At 63.5% G+C, this 24,098-nt stretch carries 14 protein-coding genes; 8 read left to right on the top strand and 6 right to left on the bottom strand.

Annotated features, from left to right (window positions below):
* Positions 1-143 precede the first annotated feature (143 nt).
* Positions 144-1,427 carry an MFS transporter gene (locus BUS06_RS21585; protein ID WP_083611551.1) on the bottom strand — a complete coding sequence of 428 codons (1,284 nt, stop codon included), beginning with the start codon at positions 1,425-1,427 and terminating at the stop codon, positions 144-146.
* 104 nt (positions 1,428-1,531) lie between these two features.
* Here BUS06_RS21585 and BUS06_RS21580 point away from each other — a divergent pair, with 104 nt between their 5' ends.
* The gene (locus BUS06_RS21580) at positions 1,532-2,431 is read left to right on the top strand and encodes a LysR substrate-binding domain-containing protein (protein WP_074266474.1); all 900 of its coding nucleotides are present in this window, start codon (positions 1,532-1,534) and stop codon (positions 2,429-2,431) included.
* 6 nt (positions 2,432-2,437) lie between these two features.
* Here the strand turns inward: BUS06_RS21580 and BUS06_RS21575 are convergent, their stop codons facing one another.
* From BUS06_RS21575 to msrB, 4 genes are all read right to left on the bottom strand, one after another.
* Entirely contained in the window at positions 2,438-3,376 is a 939-nt protein-coding gene (locus tag BUS06_RS21575) for a glycoside hydrolase family 6 protein (RefSeq protein ID WP_083611550.1), read from the bottom strand.
* Between the two features lie 190 nt (positions 3,377-3,566).
* A complete protein-coding gene (msrA, locus tag BUS06_RS21570) occupies positions 3,567-4,274 on the bottom strand; it encodes a peptide-methionine (S)-S-oxide reductase MsrA (RefSeq protein ID WP_429289303.1) in 708 nt (235 codons plus the stop codon).
* A gap of 104 nt (positions 4,275-4,378) precedes the next feature.
* Entirely contained in the window at positions 4,379-6,262 is a 1,884-nt protein-coding gene (locus tag BUS06_RS21565) for a cytochrome c biogenesis protein DipZ (protein ID WP_074266472.1), read from the bottom strand.
* A 45-nt stretch (positions 6,263-6,307) separates the two neighbouring features.
* Complete coding sequence (msrB, locus tag BUS06_RS21560) at positions 6,308-6,820, bottom strand: peptide-methionine (R)-S-oxide reductase MsrB (protein ID WP_074266471.1); 513 nt, start codon at positions 6,818-6,820, stop codon at positions 6,308-6,310.
* 198 nt (positions 6,821-7,018) lie between these two features.
* On the opposite strand from msrB, the gene BUS06_RS21555 reads away from it, so the two are divergent.
* Positions 7,019-7,768 carry a response regulator transcription factor gene (locus BUS06_RS21555; RefSeq protein WP_074266470.1) on the top strand — a complete coding sequence of 250 codons (750 nt, stop codon included), beginning with the start codon at positions 7,019-7,021 and terminating at the stop codon, positions 7,766-7,768.
* Entirely contained in the window at positions 7,765-9,246 is a 1,482-nt protein-coding gene (locus tag BUS06_RS21550) for a sensor histidine kinase (protein WP_074266469.1), read from the top strand. The genes BUS06_RS21555 and BUS06_RS21550 overlap by 4 nt, the downstream gene beginning before the upstream one ends.
* Positions 9,247-9,261: 15 nt before the next feature.
* On the opposite strand, the gene alr is transcribed toward BUS06_RS21550, so the two are convergent.
* Positions 9,262-10,329, bottom strand: coding sequence for an alanine racemase (gene alr, locus BUS06_RS21545; protein WP_074266468.1), 1,068 nt, complete (start codon positions 10,327-10,329; stop codon positions 9,262-9,264).
* Between the two features lie 243 nt (positions 10,330-10,572).
* Here alr and BUS06_RS21540 point away from each other — a divergent pair, with 243 nt between their 5' ends.
* From BUS06_RS21540 to recD, 5 genes are read left to right on the top strand one after another with little or no spacing between them, the layout of a single operon-like run.
* Positions 10,573-11,691, top strand: a complete 1,119-nt coding sequence (locus BUS06_RS21540) for a metallophosphoesterase family protein (protein ID WP_074266467.1) — start codon at positions 10,573-10,575, stop codon at positions 11,689-11,691.
* Complete coding sequence (locus BUS06_RS21535) at positions 11,688-14,315, top strand: AAA family ATPase (RefSeq protein ID WP_074266466.1); 2,628 nt, start codon at positions 11,688-11,690, stop codon at positions 14,313-14,315. The genes BUS06_RS21540 and BUS06_RS21535 overlap by 4 nt, the downstream gene beginning before the upstream one ends.
* Positions 14,312-17,956 carry an exodeoxyribonuclease V subunit gamma gene (gene recC, locus BUS06_RS21530; protein ID WP_074266465.1) on the top strand — a complete coding sequence of 1,215 codons (3,645 nt, stop codon included), beginning with the start codon at positions 14,312-14,314 and terminating at the stop codon, positions 17,954-17,956. Before BUS06_RS21535 ends, recC begins: the two co-directional genes overlap by 4 nt.
* Complete coding sequence (gene recB / locus BUS06_RS21525) at positions 17,953-21,861, top strand: exodeoxyribonuclease V subunit beta (protein WP_074266464.1); 3,909 nt, start codon at positions 17,953-17,955, stop codon at positions 21,859-21,861. The genes recC and recB overlap by 4 nt, the downstream gene beginning before the upstream one ends.
* Positions 21,858-24,008 (top strand): exodeoxyribonuclease V subunit alpha, encoded by a 2,151-nt coding sequence (gene recD, locus BUS06_RS21520; RefSeq protein WP_074266463.1) that lies wholly within the window; start codon positions 21,858-21,860, stop codon positions 24,006-24,008. Before recB ends, recD begins: the two co-directional genes overlap by 4 nt.
* Positions 24,009-24,098: the final 90 nt, after the last annotated feature.

The raw sequence follows: 24,098 nt of genomic DNA, 5'->3' as shown, positions 1-24,098 counted from the left end.
GACAACGCGATGAGAGTGGGGAAATGCTAGCACGGGTCCCACGATCTCTTCAGCCAAGTCGGCAATCAAACGTGATCAGTTCCGTTACAGATGAAATAGTGTGGCCTGGCTTACGCTCTTTTTCCCTCGTTCGGGACAGGAACCTAACGTTGTGCGGGTTGCGTCGTCGTGCGGTAGAGCCACAGCGCGATAACGATCGCGAACAGCAGCAGCGCGCAAGCCATCGCAACTACACCATGCCATCCACGCAGATTCCAGAACACCCCGCCGAGCGACCCGACTACGCTCGACCCCAGGTAGTACGCAAACAGATACAGCGACGATGCCTGTGCCTTGCTGACCTGCGCTCGCGCGCCGACCCACGCACTGGCAATCGAGTGTGTGCCAAAGAACCCGATCGTCAAAACGGTGATTCCGAGGATGATGAGCCAGAGCTGGTTCGACAGCGTCATGGCCGTTCCCGCGAGCATCAGTATCAGCGTGGCGGGCAACACAGTCCGCCTTCCGAGCTTGCCGGAGAGACTACCCACCCAGGCCGAGCTGACGATACCGAATAGATACACCGCGAAAATCAGGCCGATCTTCGTCTGGCTCAGCGAGAACGGAGCGGCAATCAGGCGATAGCCGACGTAGTTGTACACGGTGACGAAGCTGCCCATCAGCAGGAAGCCTTCGACGAACAGCAACGGCAGAACGCCATCGCGCAGGTGCGTGCCGAAGGCTCTTGCGAGCGGCGCAAGGCGGAGTTCCCGCTTCTCGAAGTGGCGTGACGGCGGCAAGAAGCGCCACAAGGTGGCGGCACTCAGTATGCCCAGCACGCCGATCACCAGCACCGCGGAACGCCATCCCCAGACATCGGTTATGACGCCGGTCAACAGACGGCCGGCCATGCCACCCAGGCCGGTCCCGCCGACATACAGCCCCATCGCATGACCGAGTGAACGCGGATGCATCTCCTCGCCGACATAAGCCATTGCGACCGCCGGCAGGCCGCTGAGCGCGACTCCCATCAGTGCGCGCATGACGAGGAAGGTCGGCCAGTGCGGCACCGCGGCGCAGACGACGGTGAGCACCGCCGAGAGCATCAGCGACGCGACCATGATCGGCTTACGGCCCCATGCCTCCGACAGCGCGCCTGCCACGAGCATGGTAACCGCGAGCAGCCCGGTGGTCAGCGAAAGGGAGAGGCTCGCGCCTGCAGCGCTGACATGAAAGTCTGCGGAGAAGAGCGGCATTAGCGGCTGCACGCAGTACAACAAGGCGAAGGTCGCGAAGCCGGCTGCGAACAGGGCGAAATTGGTTTGCCAGAACGCCGGCGTGCCGTGCTCGATTTTGCCTGCCGTCCCGTGAGCGCGAGGCGCCTCGCCGGCGGCCAGCGTCGCGGCCATCGTGTTGGGCGTCAGCAGATTGACGTCGTGCTTTCCCATGATTCCTGTAACTCCGTGTGCCATTTCCTTAAGACTGAATAATGACGCCGGCTCGTTCCATAGTCCAATATCGATTCGACTGGAATTGATACATAATCGATATCATGGATCTCCGCCGCATTCGCTATTTCATCGTGCTGTCCGAAGAGTTGCATTTCGGGCGGGCAGCGCAACGCCTGAACATCGCGCAGCCTCCGCTGAGCCAGCAGATCCGCGTATTGGAGGACGAACTAGGTGCGCGCCTGTTTGACCGGAGCAACCGGCGCGTGGAATTGACGGCTGCCGGCAAGGCGCTGTTGCCCGAGGCGCGCGCACTCGTGGCGCAGGCGGAGCGCACGGGTGAGGTGGCGCGGCGGGCGCAACTGGGCGAACTCGGTGAGCTGCGCGTCGGCTTTACCGGTTCGGCTGCCTTCGGCTCGGTCATCCCAAAGTTGATCTTCGAATTCCGCCGCCGCCTGCCGGAGGTGCACTTACGGCTCGAAGAACTGACCACTCAGCAGCAGTTGACGGCGATGCTGGAGCGGCGGCTGGAGGTGGCGTTTGTGCGCGGCATGACATCGCCGGATTTGCCGTCGTCGCTGCAAGTCACGCGTCTTTTCGAGGATGCGCTCGTGGTCGTATTGCCTGCGCAGCATCCGCTCGCCGCGCGAGAGAGTGCGCTTTCCATCGAAGCCCTGAAGGACGAGGGCTTCGTGATGTATCCGCGCGAGCGTGGCACAGGGGTGTACGACCAGATCATCGCGTTGTGTCAGCAAGCGGGGTTCGCGCCGCGGCTTGCCCAGGAGGCACGGGAGTCGGCCACCATCGTAGCGTTGGTGGCGGCCGGGCTCGGGGTGGCGATCGTGCCGGCCTCTCTGAGCAGCATCAATGTGGACGGCGTGGCATACCGGCCGCTACGTGGGAAAGCCGCACGCTCCGCCATGTGGATGGTGCTGCGCGCCGGCAAGCTGTCGCCGCAGGAGGCGTTGTTCATGACGCTGGCGCGGGAGTTGGGGACGCGGTAGGGCTTGTCAGTTTCCCTCAATCAACCGAACTGCCAGATTGGGGCTGAATACCCCCGCTTTCAAAGTCGGTCCAACGCCGCAAGGCCCGTCGGAATCGCCAGGGTTCTTGATCCAGGCAAGCAGGATCTGACCTGTTGCGTCGCCGGTCGGCTCGCCCAGTTTCGCGCCGGCCGGATTGCACCACTGGCCATTTGAACCGTTGCCGTTGCGACTGGTGTCGATCACAACTGGCTTCGTATAGCCGAATCTGCTCCCTAAAACGCCATTCACTGCGTTCGCATACGCGATCGATTCCTGAGTCGGGTAGAAATTCGACACGTTCAATGCAAACCCCTTCGCCTCGCCGATGCCTGCATCGTGCAGACGGTTCGCCATGACATCCGCAGCAGTCCAGTGAGCATTGCCGGCGTCAAGGTAGATGTCGGCTGCCGGTGCGTTGAGCCGCAAGCGCGATACCGCATAGCTCAGCAGGTTCAGCCGGGCGTCCTGTGCGTCGGTGGTCTTCAGGCAGTCGAACTGCGCCAAAGAATCCGGTTCGACGACAACGACCGCCTGGTTCTTGCCTATGCCTTGCGAGAACGCCTCGATCCATGCGCGATAGGCGTCGGCATCCGCGGCTCCGCCCGCAGACGCGCCGCCGCAGTCGCGGTTGGGAATGTTATAGGCGACGAGGATCGGCACCTGGTGCGCGGCGTCGGCGGCAGCCACGAACTCACTTACTGCCGCATGAACGTCCTTGTTCCAGCTACCGAACCATTGGGCGGTAGGCACGTGTGTGATCGACTCGGTGATTTTTGCCGCGCGCGGATCGTCCGCATGATTGCGAGCCCATACGGCGGGCTCGGAGTTGGGATCGACGTAGAACGAACCGGCGGCCCACGTCTGTCCCATGACGAACAGGGTGGCCAACGCCATACCAAGGACTTGCGCGAAGCGTTTTTTCATTTTTAGTCGCAGAGAGGTGGCAGCGGGCGGCGACCGCCGCGGACAGTGAACCGCACCAGAACTCTGAATCCTACCAACTCCGCAGGTTCCCGCGTGCTCGCGCAGCAAGCTGGACACCTCATTGCGAGGAGGTGTCCAACTTGCGCAAGCACACGATCATCTTCCTGAGGATACAGCGTAACGTGCCCTTCTATGACGAAGCAACCTTTAGCAGCACCGGATCGTTGCGATAGAGATCCGGGAACATCTTCTTCAGATCGGTGACCTTGGGCAAATCGTTGATGGCGATATACGGATAGTCCGGATGCAGCACGAGGAAGTTCTGGTGATAGTTTTCCGCAGGGTAAAAGCCCTTGAAGTTCTCTACGCGCGTGACCACCGGCTGCGAAAACACATGCGCCTTGTCGAGTTGCGCTATATACGCCTGCGCGACGATACGTTGCTCCGGATTGACCGGGAACACCGCGGAACGATACTGCGTGCCGTGATCTGGGCCCTGGTAATCCAGTTCGGTCGGGTTATGTGCAACCGAGAAGAAAATCTGCAGCAGCCGGCCGTAGGTAATCTGCGTCGGGTCGTAGGTGATCTGCACTGATTCAGCGTGACCGGTATCGCCGCCGCTAACGGTTTCGTATTGCGCCGTGCTGGCCGCGCCGCCGCTATAGCCGGCCGCGACCTGTTTCACCCCGCGCACATGTTCGAACACGCCTTGCACGCCCCAGAAGCAGCCGCCTGCGAACACCGCGGTTTCGCTATGGGTCGCGGTGACTTTCTCGTCCTGCGCGGGCGGCGGGACCTGGGTTGCCGCTTCCGCGGAGTTTGCCACGCGCTGCACGGCGACTGCCCCGAGGACGAGCGCTGCAACGCCTGCCAGCTTCGCGAACGATGCACGCTTCACTAACGGAGATGACGAAGCCACTTTGTCTGAGATTTTGCTCACGATGATCACCTGTTAAGTCTTAAGTGTTGGGTACTGCAAACGTATCGACATCGCGCCCGGCTTCAGCCGAACGTAAATGAATAAGCTTCGACACCCGGGTCCAGAAACTCGATCGAGAAGGTGTGATCCTTGACGTCGCCGGTCTGCCGCACCAGTTGATAGAGCCGCTGCTCCGTCACCGTGCCTGTGCCGTCGGCCGTCACGTCGCTGCCATGTGCTGCCCCAGGCGCGGCGCCGTCGATGCTGACGCGGAACCGCACAGGCTTGCCGTCTTTGTCCGGACCGAGCACCAGATGCAGATCGCGCGCATGGAAGCGATAGACGATGCCACCGGACGCTGCGGCGAGCGTCGCGTGCTCTTCACCGACCCGCCACTTGCCATCGAGACCCCACTCGTTGAGCGAGAGCTGTGTGGGGGCCGCGTACGTATGCGACCTGTTTTCTGCTTCGCCGCCAGGCGAAGCGAAGTTCTCGGCACGCGAGTAACCGATATACGTTTCCGGTGACTTCATATCCGAGTTGTCGGCCGCTGCTTCCACGCCCATGACGCTGGTGCTGGTCAAACCCGTCGGGACGCTGGTCGCGTTCGCGTGCCCTGCTTCAGCCAGTAACTGCTGGATGACCTTCTCCGACTCCGCATAGTCGCCTTCGCCGAAGTGGTGATAGCGGATGCGTCCCTGTGCATCGACAAAGTAATGCGCCGGCCAGTATTCGTTGTTCAGCGAGCGCCAGATGGCGTAGTTGTTGTCGATCGCCACCGGATAGTCGATACCGAGGTCATGTGTGGCTTTCTTCACGTTGTCGATATTGCGTTCGAAGGCGAATTCCGGGGCGTGCACACCGATCACGACGAGTCCTTGATCCTTGTACTTTTCGGCCCATGCCTTGACATATGGCAGCGAGCGCAGGCAGTTGATGCACGAGTACGTCCAGAAGTCGACCAGTACGACCTTGCCGCGCAGGCTCTGGGCAGTCAGAGGGGGCGAGTTGAGCCACTGGACCGCGCCGTTGAGCGACGGCAACTGGCCTTCGACAGGCAACGGCGGTGCGTTTTCGCTAACGGGTTGTGCTGCGCGCAGCATGCCGCCGGATGACTTCGCCATCATGCTGCCCGACGTCGCGACCATCGCGTTGCCTGTGGTGACCACGTCGTTGTCGGAAGAGGCAGCCATCGTGCCCGAAGCAGCGAGGGGGTTGGCCGCCGCCATCGCCGTCGTCGTGCGGGGCGCAAGCCGGTCGACCAGCTTCTGTTCAATACCGCCGGTCGCCACCGTGGACACGCGTGTCAGCACGCCCGTGTCGAGACCCAGCGCAATCGCAACCACACCGCACAGCATCGCCGCGCCGATCCCACGACGGACCCATTCTCCTGCGCCCAGCGAGCGCTTCATCGCCGTAAACACGCGTCCGCCGATCAGCAGCGCCACCGCCAGCGAGGTAGCCGCGCCGGCTGCATAGGCAACCAGTAGCAGGGTAGTGCCAACGCTCGCGCCACGCAGCGCCGCACCCGTCAGCACCAGACCGAGAATCGGACCCGCGCACGGTGCCCACAGCAGTCCGGTGGCGATCCCGAGCAGGAACGACGAACCTGCCCGCACCTGCTGGCCATCGGCCTGGGCAAAGTTCGACAGGCGGTTGCCGGCGCTCACCAGCGGGCGCATCAGATGGTCCGCAAAACGCGGAAACAGGAGGGTCAAGCCGAACACGCCGAGCAGCGCAATCGCGACCCAGCGGCCGTACTGATTGGCCTGGGTCACCCAGCCGCCGCCGACCGCGGCGAGCGTCGCCACGAGAGCGAACGTGAGCGCCATGCCGGCGAGCAGCGGCAGGCCGCTGCGCACGAATGGCTGATCGGCGCGCGCGAAGACGAACGGCAGCACCGGCAGGATGCACGGGCTGAGAATCGTCAGGGCGCCGCCAAGGTAGGCAAGAACGATGAGCAACATGACTGGTCCAGAAAGGTTATTGGCCTATGTTTGGTCCACTGGGGTTCAGGTAGCGGCCGGCGTAAATTCCATGGCGAGGCCGTTCATGCAATAGCGCAGGCCGGTGGGCTTCGGGCCGTCGTCGAAGACGTGGCCCAGATGCCCGCCGCAGCGCCGGCAGTGCACTTCCGTGCGCGACATGCCGAACGAGCTGTCCTCGCGCTTGTCCACGGCGTGATCGAGCGGCGCCCAGAAGCTCGGCCAGCCGGTATGGCTGTCGAATTTCGTGTGCGACGAGAACAGGTCGAGCTTGCATCCGGCGCAGGAAAACACCCCGGTGCGATGTTCTTCGTTCAATGGGCTGGAGTAGGGGCGCTCCGTGCCTTCCTCGCGCAGTACCTTGTACTGTGCCGGGGTCAGCAATTTGCCCCATTCGACGTCCGTATGGGTCACTTCGAAGGCCTTGGCCGGCGTGCCGGTATCGGTCGGCGCCGCGGCCAGCTTCGGCAAACGGCTGACGGCGGCCAGCGCCGCTACGGCTACGCCGCCCGAGAACAGAAAACGTCTGCGACTTTGCATGAGATGCTCCTTGGTGCCAGTCTGAGGATAGTGGCGCCATACTAGGACGGAGGCGGTGTCGAAGTCCTCACAGAAAGTTAAATTAAATGTGATAACTCGCCGGCTGGAAATTTTGCACAATGGGGGCAACGCGGCGTTCCTGCGCTGCTATGGCCGAACACCCCTCCAACCACCGCCTGACAGGCGTTTGAAGCCCTTATGGATCATCCGAAGCGCGTACTGATCGTCGAGGACGATGTCGACATTGCCAACGTTTTGAGCCTGCATCTGCGCGACGAACGCTACGAAGTCGTGCATAGCGCGGACGGTAACGAGGGCCTGCGGCTGCTCGAGCAGGGCGGCTGGGATGCCTTGATTCTGGACCTGATGCTGCCCGGCGTCGACGGCCTGGAAATCTGCCGGCGGGCCCGTGCGATGACGCGCTACACGCCGATCATCATCACCAGCGCGCGTTCGAGCGAAGTGCACCGGATTCTTGGCCTGGAACTGGGCGCCGACGACTACCTCGCCAAGCCGTTCTCCGTGCTCGAACTGGTGGCGCGGGTGAAGGCGCTGCTGCGACGCGTCGATGCAATGGCGAAAGACTCGCGGATCGACGCCGGTACATTGCAGACCGCCGGTTTGACGATCGACCCGTTGACGCGCGAAGCAGCCGTCGATGGCCGCCGTATCGAGCTGACGCCGCGCGAATTCGATCTGCTGTACTTCTTCGCCCAGCACCCGGGCAAGGTGTTTTCGCGGATGGATCTGCTGAACGCCGTCTGGGGTTATCAGCACGAGGGGTATGAGCACACGGTCAACACGCACATCAACCGGCTGCGCGCGAAGATCGAAGCCGATCCGGCGCAGCCTTCGCGCATCCTGACCGTCTGGGGGCACGGCTACAAGCTCGTGGCGCCTTCTGAAGGGGCTTCTTCCCAAGACTCCAAGCCGAAGGACACACCGTGAACCTAACGCTTACCCAGCGGCTCCTGATCGTCTTCTCGGTGCTGTTGCTCGCCTGTTCGGGCGCGTCCGCGTGGCTGCAGATTCGCTCCAGCGACCTGCATGAGAAGGAAGTCGTGCAGGGCCTCTCGCGCGACCTTGCCGCACACATTGCCGGCAGCGCGACACTGATGGATGCCAATGGCCTGCGACCCGACGCCGTGCGGCAACTGTTCGGCCAGTTGATGGCAGTCAATCCGAGCGTCGAGGTCTATCTGCTTGACAACGAGGGGCGCATCAAGGGCGATGATGCCCCCGCCGGACGCGTCAAGCGCCAGCAGATCGACCTCGCGCCGGTCCGACGCTTCATTGCCGGCGATGCGTTGCCGATCCTCGGTGACGACCCGCGCAGCCTCGATGGGGGGAAGGTGTTCAGCGCCGCGCCATTGCAAACGGCCGGGCAGCCGCCTTCGGGCTACATCTATGTCGTGCTGCAGGGCGAAGCGCACGACCAGCTCGCGGCGCGCGTGGCCGCAAGCTCGGTTTTGCGGACGACGCTGTGGTCGATGGCCCTGGTGGCGCTGCTATGCCTCGTGGCAGGTTTGATGGCATTTGGCTTCATCACACGGCCATTGCGGCGTTTGACCGAGGCGATGCGCCAGTTCGATGCCAACGGTGAGCCGGATACGCAGCCGAAGGTGCCGCGCTCTTCGTCGGCGGGGCGGCGCGATGAAATCGCCGTACTGGAGGCCACTTTCACGCAGATGGCCGATCGCATCGGCGAACAGTGGCGTGCACTGACGCGGCAGGATCAGCAGCGGCGCGAACTGCTCGCCAACATTTCGCATGATCTGCGCACGCCGCTGACTTCGCTGCACGGCTACCTCGAAACGCTATCGCTCAAGGCGGATACGCTGAGCGACGTGGAACGCAAGCGCTATCTGGGGATCGCGCTGGCGCAGAGCGTCAAGGTGGGGCGGCTTGCGCAGGCACTGTTTGAACTGGCGCGGCTCGAGCACGGCAATGTGCAGCCGGCGCTGGAGGATTTTTCGCTGGTCGATCTGGTGCAGGACGTGTTCCAGAAATTCGAATTGCCGGCCGAGGCTCGGCGTATCCAGTTGCGGGCCAACATTCCGCCGCGCTTGCCGGCGGTTAGCGCCGATCTGGGGATGATCGAGCGTGTGCTGACCAATCTGCTCGATAACGCGATTCGCCACACGCCGGCAGAAGGGGCGATTGATGTCGAGCTTGCGTATCGCGATGGCAAGGTGCAGGTGATGGTCAGCGATACCGGTCCGGGTATTCCGCCGGAGATGCGCGAAGGGCTGTTCGAGCGGCCGTTCAGCGCGGGCGGGGCGCATCGCGGCGGGGGCTTTGGGCTGCTGATTGTTCAACGCATGCTGCAATTGCATCACAGCCGGATTCGTCTGGTTGAGCGCGATGGTGGCACCGGGACGACGTTTTCTTTCGAGTTGCCGATCAGCGCCGCAGTGCATGCCTAGAGCGCCCTGGGGCGCTCAATCCACTTCAACGGGCACCCTGCGCGCCAAGGCACACATCAGTTCATACCCAATCGTGCCCGACGCCTCGGCCACATCGTCGATCTTCACCTGATCGCCCCATAGCTCGACTTGCGACCCGACATGTGCGCCCGGGCAGGGCGTGAGATCCACGGTCAGCATGTCCATCGACACGCGGCCCACCACGCGTGTCAGCGTGCCGTCCACGGCGATTGGTGTTCCTGTCGGTGCGTGCCGCGGATAGCCGTCCGCGTAGCCGCAGGCCACCACGCCGATCCGCATTTCCTCGTTGGCCGCAAACTTTCGGCCATAGCCGACGGTCTCCTGCGCAGACAGCGTTTGCGTGCCGATGATCTGGCTCGTCAAGCTCATCGACGCGCGCAACGGGGTGTCCGCGACATCGCGCGACACGCCCGACGGCGAGCCACCGTAAAGAACGATACCCGGCCTGACCCAGTCCCGATGGGCGCCCGGATGCCACAGAGCCGCCGCCGAATTGGCAAGGCTGCGCTCGCCGGGAATCCCGGCGGTGGCGGCATCGAACCGCTCCACCTGCCAGTCGATATCGTCATTGTCCGCGCTGGCGAAGTGGCTCATCAGCGTGATGTTGCCAATCGATTCCGATGCGCGCGCCCGTTCCCAGGCGGCCCGGTAGACGTCCGGTCTGAAGCCCAGGCGGTTCATGCCGGAGTTCATCTTCAGGTTGATATTGACAGGCTGTGTCACCTTGGCGGCGCGTAGCAGTTCGAGCTGCTCCGTGCAGTGCACCGAGACGCTCAGGCGCTGCTCGTCCGCAACGGCGACGTCGCCCGGCGTGAAGATGCCTTCGAGCAGCAGAACCGGCTTCGTCCAGCCCAGCTCGCGCACGCGGACCGCCTCGTCGAGGTCGAGCAGTGCAATACCGTCGGCATCGGCCAGGCCCGGATAGATGCGTTCGATTCCATGCCCATAGGCGTTTGCCTTGACGACGGCCCAAACCCGCGAGCCAGGGGTCTTTTGCCGGATCAGTTGAAGATTGTGTCGAACGGCATCCGGATGAATGCGGGCAACAATCGGGCGGGGCATCGAAGTCCTCTGCGGAAATAGGGGTTAGGAGTCATCGGCATGCACTGGGTTTTTGATCTCCACCCAGTTTCGGGCACTAGCATAGATCGACGTTTTCAGGTTTTGTTACTGTATTTCTGTCGAATTTCAGTATAAAAAATGCCCGCGAAAATGACCTGGGCGGCTCCGTTTCGAGGCGCGGTCACGGTAACATCCATGATCCATGACGCACGCAGCTGCGCTCATCCATAGAATGGGAACTTCATGATCAGATTTCTGCACACCGCGGACTGGCAGATCGGCACCCAATTCGGCCAGTTCGACGCCGAGGAAGCCGCGCATCTGGCTGAAGCGCGTTTCGGAACGGTGCGCCGGATCGCCAGTGAGGCCGCCACGCGCCGCGTCGATGCGGTGCTGGTGGCCGGCGATGTATTCGATCAGCAGACTGTCTCCGATACCGTCATCCGGCGCCTGTTCGGCGCGCTCGCAGGCTTTACCGGCGCGTGGATCATGCTGCCCGGCAATCACGATGCGGCGCTGGTCGAAAGTGTCTGGACGCGTGCGCAGCGTTTGAACTGTATCCCGGCGAATGTGCATGTCGTGCTGACACCGGGCGTCGTCCAGTTCGACGCGCTGAAGTGCGCGTTCCTCTGCGCGCCGCTTACGCAGCGCATCACCTACGACGACACCACGGCGTTTTTTGACCAGACGCCGACGCCACCCGATTATTTCCGCGTTGCCCTGGCTCACGGCAGCGTGAGCGGCATCCTGCAGGAAGGAATCGATTCGACCAATCCCATCGAGCCGACCCGCGCCGAGACCGCGCGTCTCGACTATCTCGCGCTGGGCGACTGGCACGGCCACTTCCAGGTGAACGCTCGCACGTGGTACGCCGGCACGCATGAGCAGGACCGCTTCCGCGCCAACGATCCGGGCTTCATGCTCGATGTCACGCTCGACGAGCCGGGCGCGTTGCCGTCGGTGCAGGCGGTGCCTGTGGGTAAATATCGCTGGTTGCGTTGGGAAGAGGAGATCGTGGTGCCGAGCGATGTGGATGCGTTGAAAGCGCGTCTGCAGGCGCTCGGTGCGACCGACGTGCTTAAGCTGGATGTGCGTGGCACGACCGATCTCGCCTCCGCCGAAGCCGTACGCCTCGCCGTGGACGAAGCCCGCGCACGAGTGCGTGCACTACGCGTGGAGATGAGCGAACTGCAAGTGCTGCCCACTGAGGACGACCTCGCCGCGCTCGGTGCGCAAAGCGGCTACCTTGGCAAAGTGGTCGCGCGTCTACGCGATCTGCAGGCCGACCCGCAGCAGGCGAAACTCGCGGCGGAAGCGCTATTGCTGCTTGCCCAGTTTCAGCGTGAAGCGAGGCCTGCATGAAGCTAGAAAGCATCGCGATCCAGGAATTCAAGCAGTTCAGCGGACGTCTGTTCATCGGCGATCTGCAGCCGGGGTTAAATCTGTTTATCGGACCGAACGAGGCGGGCAAGAGCACGATCGCCGAAGCGGTGCGCACGGTGTTTCTCGAACGCTACAAAGCCTCGCATCTGAAAGATCTGTTGCCTTGGGGAAAGGCGAGTGGGCAGCCGTCGGTGGAAGTCAGTTTCACGCTTGACGGCGTCGCCTGCATGCTCGCCAAACAGTTCGTCACGCGGCAGCGCTGCGATCTGCGGATCGGTCAGCAGGTGTTCGGCGAGGATGAAGCCGAGGACCGGCTGGCGGCGCTGCTTGGTTTCTCGCGTGCGACGCGTGGTGCGATGAAGGCCGATCAGGCCGGTGTGCCGGGGTTGCTGTGGGTACAGCAAGGCGAAACGCATGACGTGCGCGATGCGAGCGGCCACGCGGCACTGTATTTGCGTGATGCGCTTACGCAGCTTTCGGGCGGTAACAGCTCGGCCGGCGAAGATGTGTTGATCGGCGCGGTGCAGCGCGAGTTGCGGCAACTGCTCACCGCGCGCACGCAACGCTCGACGGGTCCGCTTGCTGAAGCTGAGCAGGCTTTGGCTACGCTCGCGGGCGAACGCGACACGCTCGATGCGCAACGTCGTCAGTTCGACGAGAACCTCACGCGTCTCGCGACGCAGCAGGAAGCGTTCGAGGATGCGCAACGCAAGCGGCCTTGGGAAGCTCACGAACAAAAGGCGGCGCAAGCGCAGGCGCGTGCTGCCGCGCTGGCCGAACTCGAGCGTAGCGTACAGGGGCTGGCGCAAACGCTGCATGTCAGTGAAGTCGAGTTGGCCATGTCGTTGCAGCAGGAGCAAAGCGCGGCGGAACTGGAAGCGACGCTTGCCAACGATCGGCAGCAACTCGAACGTTCGAAGGCGGCGGTGCTGACAGCCGATGCTGAGCACGCTCAAGCGAGCGCTGGAGTGGCGCGTTGCCAGCAGTTTAGTGATGCTGCAGCCCGTGCGCTCGAACTCGCGAATGCCGCCGTGATGGCGCGGGAATTGAACAATCAGATCACGCTGCACAAGGACGAGATCGCGCGGCTTGAAACTTCGATCGCTGCTGCGGAGGCTGCGCAGACCGCGGTGCTGGACGCGACGCGCAGCGCAGCCTCGCTCGAAATCGATGTGGCCCAATTGCAGCGGCTGCAAGCGCTTGAATCGCGCATCAGTGTGCTGCGGGCGCGCAAGGAAGCTGCGATGACGCGCATCGACTATCGGTTGAGCGGCGGGGCGATCGTGGTGGGCGGCGAAACGCTCACAGGCGAAGGCGTATTGCGGCTCGACGATGAGCAGACTATCGAGCTGCCGGGCGTCGGCGAGTTGCGCATCGTGCCCGGCGTATCGGATCTCGCAGCGCTGCGTACGGAACTGTCCGATGCCGAGGCGCAGCAAGCGGAGTTGTTGCGAGCCTTGGGCGTAGCTTCACTCAGCGATGCGCAGACGCGGCATGAACAATGGAAGGCACAGGTGGCGCATCTGCAGAGCCAGCAAAAGATTCTCGCGGTGCATGCACCGAAGGGCATCGAGCCGCTGCGTGCTTCGTTAGCAAGCGCACTGGCGCGTCACCAAACAGCTGACAAGCGTCTTGCCGAATTGCCCGATGTCACGGGTGCTCCAGGCGTCGACGAAGCGCGTCGCACTTCAGATGAGGCACGCCAGGCGATCGAGTCCGCGACGCGGATGTTGGCTCAAGCCAGCGAGCGGCGTTCGACCGCACTCGCGTCTAGTGGCTCGCTTGCCGAACAGGTCCAACGCAAGGAAGCACAGTTGCAGGACGAAGCGTTCCGCGCACGTCGTTCGCAATGGCAGGCAAAAATCGTCGAACAGCGCGCACGTGTGGACGCATTGACGAAGCAGCGCGACGAACGCAATCAGGAACTCGGCGCCGCGCGCACCGACGATCCGGCTGCGGAAGTGAAGCGCTATCGCGCGTCGGCGGAACTCGCACGCACCGAGCAGCAGGAGCGGCAAGTGCGGATCGCCGAACTGCGCAGCCAGTTGGAAACCATGGGTGCTTCCGGGCTCGGCGAGCGGCTCGCCGCTGTGCACGCCTCGATTGAGCAGATGGAGCGCCGCAAAGCCGAACTGAGTCTGCGCGCCGGCGCGTTGAGCCTGCTCGACAAGGTGCTGGTCGAAGAACGCGATGCGGCGGTGGCTCAGTTGCGCGCGCCGTTGACGGAACGGCTCGGGCACTATCTGAAGCGTCTGTTCCCGCAGTCGGCGCTCGAACTTGGCGACGACCTGAGCCCCATCGCGTTGCAGCGAGACGGCCGCATCGACACACTCGATGCCCTCAGCTTCGGTACTCGCGAACAGATGGGGATCCTCGCGCGCCTCGCCTACGCGGACTTGCTGAAAGCCTCCGGACGTCCCACGCTGTTGATGCTCGACGACGCCGCAGTGCACACCGACGGCACACGCCGCGACGCATTGAAGCGCGCCCTGCTCGACGCAGCAACGCGCCATCAGATCCTGTTGTTCACCTGTCATCCGGAGCTGTGGGACGACCTCGGCGTCAAACAACGTGCCATTGATGACCTGAGGGCCGCCGCATGAGTTCGATTCCCGCGGGGCTTATGCTGGTCCACGGTAATCAGCCGGAACGCCTGCGCGATCTGATGGTGCAATGGATTCGCCAGCATCCGCTGAGGCCGCTGGAAAAGGAGGTCATCCTCGTCCAGAGCAACGGCATTGCTCAATGGCTAAAACTCGCTCTGGCCGCCGATCCTGAAGACGGTGGTTGCGGTATTTCGGCAGCGCTCGATATGTCGCTGCCGGCGAGCTTCCTGTGGCAGGTGTATCGCGCGGTACTTGGCGAAGACTCGGTGCCGGCCATCTCGCCGTTCGACAAATCGCGCCTCGTATGGCGGCTCACGCGTCTGCTGCCCGAGCTGCTCGAATCACCAGAGTACGCGCCGCTCAAACGCTTCATGTCCCGCGACGACGACCAGCGCAAACGCTTCCAGCTTGCGCAGCGGGTGGCGGATCTGTTCGACCAGTATCAGGTGTACCGCGCGGACTGGCTCGCGGCATGGGCCGCGGGCAAGGACGTGCAGATCGACGCGCGCAACAACAGCACGCCGCTGCCGGACGAATACCGCTGGCAGGCGGCGCTATGGCGCTCGCTGCTGGAGGACGTCGAGGCACATACACCGGATGGCATCGACATGGCGACGGTTGGACGCGCCGCGGTGCACGAAGAATTCATGCGGCGTGCCGCTGCCATGCCTGACGACGAACGTCCGGCTGATTTGCCACGACGGGTGATCATTTTCGGCATTTCGAGTTTGCCGAGGCAGGCGGTGGAAGTGCTCGCCGCGCTCTCGCGCTGGACCCAGGTGCTGATGTGCGTGCATAACCCTTGTGCGCATTATTGGGCCGACATCGTCGCCGACAAGGATTTGCTGCGGGCGGAGCGCTCGCGCCAGCAGCGCCGCCAGGGCGCGCCTGTCGCAATGGACGATGCGCAGTTGCACCTGCACGCGCAACCGTTGCTGGCGGCGTGGGGGAAACAGGGCCGCGACTTTATCGGTCTGCTCGATGAGTACGACAGCGCGGAGGAACGCGCGCGCTACGCGTCGCAGTTCACCGGCATCGGGCAGCGTATCGACCTGTTCGAAAGCGATGACGCGCTGACCATGCTGCAGCAGCTGCAAGACGACATTCGCGATCTGCGGCCAATACGGGAAACACGTGAACTCTGGGACGAAGTGGACCCACACACGGACCACTCGATTCGCTTCCACGTCGCGCACAGCGCGCAGCGCGAAGTGGAGATCCTGCACGACCAGTTGCTGGCCGCGTTCGCCGCAGATTCGACCTTGCGTCCCCGCGACGTGATCGTGATGGTACCGGATATCGAAGTCTATACGCCGCATATCCAGGCCGTGTTCGGTCTGCTCGACAAGGAAGACCCGCGCTACATCCCATTCAGCGTGGCAGACCGCGGACAGCGCGATTTCGATCCGCTGATCGGCGCGCTCGAAACGCTGCTGGCGCTGCCGCAATCGCGTCTGACGGTCAGCGATGTGCTCGATCTGCTCGAAGTGCCCGCGCTGCGCGCGCGCTTCGGCATCAGTACGGACGATCTTCCGAAGCTGCGGACGTGGATCAGCGGGGCCAATATCCGTTGGGGGCTGCACGCTGAACAGCGCGCGAGCCTGGGCTTACCGCAGGCCGGCGCCGACAACGCGCCGAACAGCTGGGCCTTCGGTCTGCGCCGGATGCTGCTCGGCTATGCAGCGGGTGACAAAGCCGGCGCGTGGCGCGAGATCGAACCGTATGCGGAAATCGGCGGACTGGATGCGGCGTTGCTAGGGCCGCTGACGCGCCTCGTCGATGCGCTCGACCACACCTGGAAGACGCTACGCGAGCCCGCTACGGTGGAGGAATGGTGCAACCGTCTGCGTTGGCTCAAGACCACTTTCTTCGCCACCGACGATAGCGAGGACGCCTACACACTGGAACGCCTCGACGCCGCGCTCGAAGCCTGGCGCGATGCGTGCGACGAAGCGGCGCTTACGGGCGAGCTGCCGCTTTCGATTGTCGGCGACTACTGGTTGTCCCAGTTCGAAGGCGGTGGCCTGACGCAGCGCTTCTTTGCTGGCGCCGTCACCTTCGCAACGCTGATGCCGATGCGCGCGATTCCGTTTCGCGTCGGCTGTCTGCTCGGCATGAACGACGGCGACTATCCGCGTAACCGGATGCCGCTCGACTTCGACCTGATGCGCCGCAACTACCGGCCTGGTGACCGCTCGCGTCGTGAGGACGATCGTTATCTGTTTCTGGAGGCGCTGCTGTCGGCACGCGAGCATCTGCATGTGTCGTGGGTGGGGCGCAGTGTCAACGACAACACGCCGCGTCCGCCGTCGGTGCTGGTCGGTCAGTTGCGCGATCATCTGAAAGCGGGCTGGCGTCTCGAAGGCGCAGCGGATGATGATGCGGATGCGCTCCTCAAGGCGCTTACAGTGGATCACAAGCTGCAACCGTTCAGCGCGGATTATTTCCCGGTGCAGCCGAAGGCGTCGGGGTTGTTCACGTATGCACGGGAATGGAGCCGGGCTGTGCCGCGGTCTGGCTTTGGCACAGCCGCAGATGATGCGCCGCTACCGCCGCTGGAGCGGACCGAGCCGTTATCGGTGCGCGAGCTGGCGGACTTCCTCAAGGATCCGGTCAAGAGCTTCTTCCGGCAGCGTCTGCGCGTCGCTTTCGAAGCCGAAGATGCGGCCAGCGAGAATCACGAGCCTTTTGAAGTCAATCAGCTTGAAGCGTGGCAATTGCAGAATGAACTGATTCGCGCACAGGCTGCAGCCTTGGAGCGCGGTGATGAAGATGTGTTGCCGGCCGCTATAGCGCGCCTCGAGCGCATGCATCGCAGCGGCGATCTGGCGGCGGGCGGTTTCGGCGAGGTTATCGCCGGTGAGTTGATGGAACCGATGGCCGATCTGTTCGAGCGCTTTCGGGCGGAACTGCAGCGCTGGCCCGATCTTCTCGACGAGCAATTCGAACTGCGCGTGGAGGGCGGCCCGGGTTTGGGCACGCTGACGATCGAAGACTGGGTCGGCGAATTGCGGGCCGGTCCCAACCATACCCGTGGCCGGGTGTTTCTCGAACCGGGCACGCTGATCAAGGACCGCAAGTATCGCGGCGACCGGCTTATCGCCTATTGGGTGGGGCACCTGGCCGCGCAGCTTGCCGCAGGCGCGGTCACGACCGTAATCGTCAGCAAGGTAGGGAGCGTGGAGTTCACACCGCTCGCGGAGGACGTGGCGCGCGCGCATCTGCTGACCTTGCTGCGAGCCTGGGACGAAGGCACACGCAAACCGCTGCCGCTCGCCGTGAGAACGGCGTTTGCGTGGCTTAGGAAGCGGCCAGGCGCGCTTGATTTCGCCGATGCCGAGAGTCGCACGGGCGCGGGTGGCGAGCATGACTTCAGTGGTAGCGGCGAGACGCTCGCTGCGCAGCTCAACGAAGCGCGCGAAGCCGCCCGTCTCACTTACGATGGCGTGGGTCGCCAGGCAGGCGAGCGGCAGACTAACGCGTATCTCTCCCGTGCCTACCCGGATTTCGACGCGCTTGCCGAAAGCGGCGAGTTCGAGACACTTGCCGTCGCACTGTTGTTACCGCTGCATCGCGCGATTCCGGTCTCGGCGTCGAAGCCGAAAATTGCACCGTCACAAACGGGAGACGCGCAATGAATACTCCCCTGACAACGCAGCAGTCCGAGGGAACCGCGGTAGAGCTGAAGCCGCTTGAATTTCCACTGCAGGGCAGCAGCCTGATCGAAGCGAGCGCCGGTACTGGCAAGACCTTCACGATCGCTATGTTGTACGTCCGGCTCGTGCTCGGTCATCGTGGAGCGGATAGCGAGGCACGGCCGCTGACGCCGCCCGAAATACTCGTCGTGACGTTTACTGATGCGGCCACCAAGGAGTTGCGGGATCGCATCCGCGCGCGGCTGATCGAGGCCGCCGCGTATTTCCGCGCGTCGCCGGAGGAGGTTGAACCGCTCCCCTCCGGCAAGGACCTGTTGCACGACTTGCGTGACAGCTACGACGCCGACCAGTGGGCCGCCTGCGCGCACCGCCTTCAACTCGCCGCCGAATGGATGGACGAGGCCGCGGTCTCCACGATTCACGGCTGGTGCAACCGCATGCTGAGCGAGCATGCGTTCGACAGCGACAGCCTGTTTTCGCAGACGCTCGAAACCGACCAGAGCGAGTTGCGCGCGGAAGTCGTGCGCGATTACTGGCGCACCTTCCTTGCGCCGCTTGATGTGCAGTCGGCGGCGGAAGTTCGCCAATGGTTCGCGAGCCCGGCGAAGCTGCAGCAGGCGATTCGCGGTCTGCTAGGCCATGCCGATCTGCTGGAAGAGGCCCCGCCACCGCTCGAAGCACTGCAGGACGCGCGCAAAAAGCAGCGCGAACATGTCGACCATCTGAAGACGAACTGGGCAGCGTGGTGCGACGAGCTTCAGACGCTGTTCGACGATGCGCGGGCGAAGAAGCAGTTCAAGGCGACGAGCCTGAACGCACCGAACTGCAAGAAGTGGCTCGACAAGCTTCGCGACTGGGCCAACACACCCGACATGCAGCGGCCCGATTTCGAGGCTACCGCCGCAGTGTGGACTCGGTTTACGCGGGCTGGCGTCGCCGAAATCTGGCTCATCGGCGAGCCACCGGCGCATCCTGCCTTCATCGCGATGGAGACGCTGCGCGACGCGTTGGCCGCACAGCCCACGGCGCAACACGCATTGCTGCGGCACGCGGCACGCTGGATTGCACAGCGCTTCACGGAAGAGGAAGCGCGCCGTTCGCAGATGGGTTTCGACGATCTGCTCACGCGTCTTAACGAAGCCTTGCACAAGCCGAACGGCAAACGCTTGGCCGAGATCATCCGTCAGCAATACCCGGTCGCGCTGATCGACGAGTTCCAGGACACGGACCCGGTGCAATACCGGATTTTCGACGCCGTCTACCGCATTGAGGAGAACGATCCGGACACGGCAATCGTTTTGATTGGCGATCCGAAGCAAGCGATTTACGCGTTCCGTGGTGCGGATATTTACACGTACCTCGGAGCGCGTCGTGCCTGCGCTGGACGGTTGTTCACGCTGAAGAAAAACTTCCGCTCGACGCAAGGAATGGTGGACGCCGTCAATCGCTGTTTCGAGGCGGCCGAAGAGCGGCAGAGCGGCGAGGGGGCATTCCTGTTTCGCAGCGCCGAGGGGGGAGCCAATCCGCTTCCGTTTATTGCCGCCGACGCAGCAGGCCGTAAAGACTCGCTGCAGGTCCAAGGTATGGAGGTGCCTGCGCTGAGTGCGTGGTGGCTGCCCTCCGTCGACGAAGGCAAGCCGCTCAGCAAGGAAGCATATCTGCGCGAGATGGCCGCCAGTTGCGCGACTGAGATGGTGCGCCTTCTCAACCTGGGGCAAGCCGGCAACGCGGGCTTCGAAGGCGCTAGTGGCAATACGCCGCTACAGCCGGGCCATATGGCGGTGCTGGTCAACAACGGCACGGAAGCGCGTGCGATCCGCGCTGCGCTGGCAGAACGCGGCGTGCGTAGCGTCTACCTGTCCGATCGGGATTCGGTGTTTCAGACGGGGGAAGCACAGGAATTGCATCACTGGCTCGCGGCGTGTGCGGACCCCGATGACGGGCGTCTGGTGCGCACGGCGCTGGCGACCGCGACGCTCGGACTCGATTGGGCCGCGCTTGATACGTTCAACCGCGACGAACTTGCGTGGGAGAAGTGCGTGCTGCGGTTCCGCGACTACCGCGACTGCTGGCGCGACAAAGGCGTGCTGCCGATGCTGCGCCGTCTGCTCAACGATTTTCACGTGCCGCAGCGGCTGCTCGGACAGACGGCAGGCGCGGCAGTCAACGGCGAACGCGTGCTGACTAACCTGCTGCATCTGGCCGAGCTGCTACAACAGGCCAGTGCGCAGCTCGACGGCGAGCACGCGCTGATTCGCTATCTGGACGAACAGTGCGCGGACGAGGGCGCCAATGCGGGCGGCGATGCGCGGCAACTGCGGCTCGAGAGCGATGCGGGTCTGGTGCAGGTGGTGACGGTACACAAGTCAAAGGGGCTGGAGTATCCGTTGGTATTCCTGCCGTTTGCGTGCACCTACCGCCCGGTCAATGCAGACGATATGCCGCTCAAATGGCATGACGAAGCGGGCAAGTTGCACATCACGCTGGGTGACGTCGACGTGTTGCCGCGAGCGGACCGCGAGCGGCTCGGCGAAGACCTGCGCAAGCTCTATGTGGCGTTGACGCGGGCGCGCTATGCGACGTGGGTGGGGATTGCGCCGATCCAGAGCGTCGAGTTGAGCGCGTTCGGCTATCTGCTCGGCGGTGGCAAGCCGATTGCCGGCACGGAACTCAATGCGTTGCTGGAGCAATTGCGAGGTGCGTGTGGCGATATCAGTATTGCCGAGGCGCCGCCTCCGAACAGCGAACCGTTCGTGCCGCTGGGCACACAGCAGTTGCGCGGTGAAGCTCGCATGCTGACGCGGCCCGTGCGCGAGTCGTGGTGGATCGCCAGTTATTCGAGTCTGCGCAAGGACAATGGTGTGATCGGCGGTACGGGTGCTCATGTAGTTTCCGTACCGGTAAGCGCGACCGACGACGCGGCGACAGACGATTCACGCTTGGCCCCTGAAACGCGCAGTGAAGATGTTTTCCACGAGTTGCTGGAAGCAGAAGCGCTCGAAGACGACGAGGTTGCTTCAACAGTCCAGTCGCGGCAGGCGCAACCGGTAGAGCCCGCCGCGGCCGAGACCGCGCTCGCGTTGCCGGCCGATGAGACCTTGCATGGCTTTCTGCGTGGCGCGGACGCAGGCAGTTTCCTGCATGACCTGATGGAGTGGGCGGCCAACGAAGGCTTCGCGAAGCTCGCCGCCCACCCGCAAACGGTGCGCGATACCGTGGCGCGCCGCTGCAATCTGCGTGGCTGGCCGCGCTGGATCGAACCGTTGACGGATTGGCTGCTGTACCTGCTGCGCACGCCGCTCGCACTGCCGCCAATAGAAGGCGAGACGGTGCAGCCAGTTGTGCTGGCGAATCTCGACCCCGCGTCATACATGGCCGAAATGGAGTTCTGGCTCGCGGCGCACACCGTCGATACACAAGTGCTCGATCAACTCGTGTGCGACCTGACGCTCGATGGCGAAGCGCGGCCCGCGCTCGAGCCCGCCCGCCTGAACGGTATGCTCAAGGGTTTTATCGATCTGGTGTTCGAACACGAAGGTCGCTATTACGTCGCGGACTACAAGTCGAACTGGCTCGGACCGGATGACGCGGCGTACACGCCGGCGAGGATGCGCGCGCAGATCCTGCATTCACGCTACGAACTGCAGTACGTGCTGTATCTGTTCGCACTGCATCGTTTGTTAAAAGTGCGTCTGCCGGATTACGACTACGACCGTGATGTGGGCGGTGCGGTGTATCTGTTTTTGCGGGGCGGTCGTGCGCCTGGTCAGGGCTTGCATGTCGAGCGGCCGCCGCGCGAGTTGATCGAAGAACTGGATGCGTTGTTTGCGCATCATCGCTCCGCGGGCGAAGATGCCGATGAGTATGCGTTAAAGGAAATCGAATGACGCCCCGTTCCAACGACACCGTAGCCGTCATCGACGCCAAGGGCGACACGCGCCGCATGCTCGTCGTGCTGGACCAGTGGGTCGAGCGCGGCTGGTTGCGCGCGCTCGATGCCGGCTTCGCGCGCTTCCTGTGGACGGAGGAACCGCAGACGCCGCCGCTACTGGTGCTGGCGGCCGCGCTCGCGAGTCATCAGTTGGGGCGCGGCCATGTGTGCCTCGACCTGCAGGCGACACTGGACGATCCGACCTTCGCGCTTTCGTTGCCGCCTGATGGACCGCAGGCGCTCACCACAGCGGAACCGCCGCAGGCGCCGGCGGAAGTCCTGGCAGGCGTCAATCTCGCGCGCTGGCTGGGAGCGCTCGATCAGCCCGCGCTGGTCGGCGCAGATGCCGGCAATACGCCGCTCGTGCTCGTCGGCACGCGGCTGTATCTGCGTCGCTACTGGCAATACGAGCAGGATGTACGCGCTGGCATCGAGTGTCGGCTTGCGGCGTCGGCGCAGATGGAAGCGTCGCTCCAGGCTGGTTCTGCGCGTGCCGCGCTGGACGCGTTGTTTCCACCGCGCGCCGCCAGCGTGACGGGCGCGGACTGGCAGAAGCTCGCTTGCGCACTGGCAGCGCGCAGCGCGTTCAGCATCATTACCGGCGGCCCAGGCACCGGCAAGACGACTACCGTGGTCAGACTGCTTGCGTTGCTGCAGACGCTTGCACTCGACGGCATAGCGAATCCGCTGCGTCCCGCGCGACCGTTGCGGATTCGTCTCGCAGCGCCGACCGGTAAAGCCGCGGCGCGTCTGAACGAGTCGATTGCAGGCGCGGTCGAGCAACTGCCCGTCGACGCGCTGCCGAACGGCGCGGCTGTGCGCGAGGCGATCCCGACCGTAGTGACGACGCTGCATCGCGTGCTCGGCACGCGTCCCGACAGCCGGCGTTTTCGTCACGACGCGAGCAATCCATTGCCGGTTGACGTGCTGGTGATCGACGAAGCCTCCATGGTCGATCTCGAGATGATGGCGGCCGTGCTCGACGCATTGCCCGCATCGGCACGGCTGATTCTGCTAGGCGATAAAGATCAGTTGGCGTCGGTCGAAGCCGGGGCCGTGCTCGGGGAACTGTGTCAGCGTGCGGGCGAAGGGCATTACACGCCGGCCACGCGCGACTGGCTGCTCGCCGCAACCGGCGAGCGCATCGAGGAGGCCATGCTGGACGAACAGGGCACGGCGCTCGATCAGTCGATCGCGATGCTGCGGCACAGTCATCGGTTTTCCGCACAGAGCGGGATCGGCCAGCTCGCTACGCTCGTCAATGCGGGTGACGCTGCGGCTGTCGCCAGGATCTGGACACACGGTCACGCGGATCTCGCGTTGCTGGTTTGCTCGGCTACTGACGATGCGTCCTTTAAGGCACTTGTCATAGATGGATACGGCGGCGCTAGCGATGCATCGGCGTCAGCGCAATTGTTCGGCGCGAATGGCGAGCTGGGCCGGCCACGCTATGGCTATCGGCATTATCTGGAGACGATGCGCACCCAGCAGCCTGAACGCTACGACGCGCCCGAAGCATTTGACATTTGGGCGCGCGCGGTGCTCAAGGCGCACGGCGAATTCCAGCTTCTGTGCGCGTTGCGCCGCGGACCGTGGGGCGTCGAAGGACTCAACAAGCGCATTGCCCGGCTGCTGCAGGAAGACGGGCTGATTGCGATGCGCGGCGAGTGGTATCCGGGACGGCCGGTGCTCGTAACCCGTAACGATTACGAGTTGGGGTTGATGAATGGCGACATCGGCATCACGCTGGAGCTTCCGGGCACGACGGATGAGAACCCGGTGTTGCGAGTGGCCTTTCCGGCGGCCGACGGCACAGGCGGCATCAAGTGGGTTTTGCCTAGCCGTTTGCAGGCAGTGGAAACAGTGCTCGCGCTCACCGTACACAAATCGCAGGGCTCGGAATTCATGCATGCCGCATTGGTGTTGCCCGATACGTTTAGTCCTATTCTGTCGCGCGAACTCGTCTACACAGGCATCACCCGGGCGCGGGCGTTTCTGACTCTGGCGATCCCGCAAGGTAAGCCCGTGCTCGAACAGGCGGTGTGCGCGAAGGTGCAGCGGGCGAGCGGGTTGATGGCGGGGTTTGAGCGCGAGACGCAGTAGTCGGACTAATGGATGCGTCACCAGGGTTCAGGCTTATCAGCGACTTTTGTCCCACCGGGCTACAATAATTTCGCGCCCATGTTGCATGTC

The organism is Paraburkholderia phenazinium (assembly GCF_900141745.1).
In the GTDB taxonomy this organism is placed as follows: Bacteria; Pseudomonadota; Gammaproteobacteria; order Burkholderiales; family Burkholderiaceae; genus Paraburkholderia; species Paraburkholderia phenazinium_B.
Note: the sequence above shows the minus strand (reverse complement) of the source record. Positions and strands in the feature narration are given on the sequence as shown.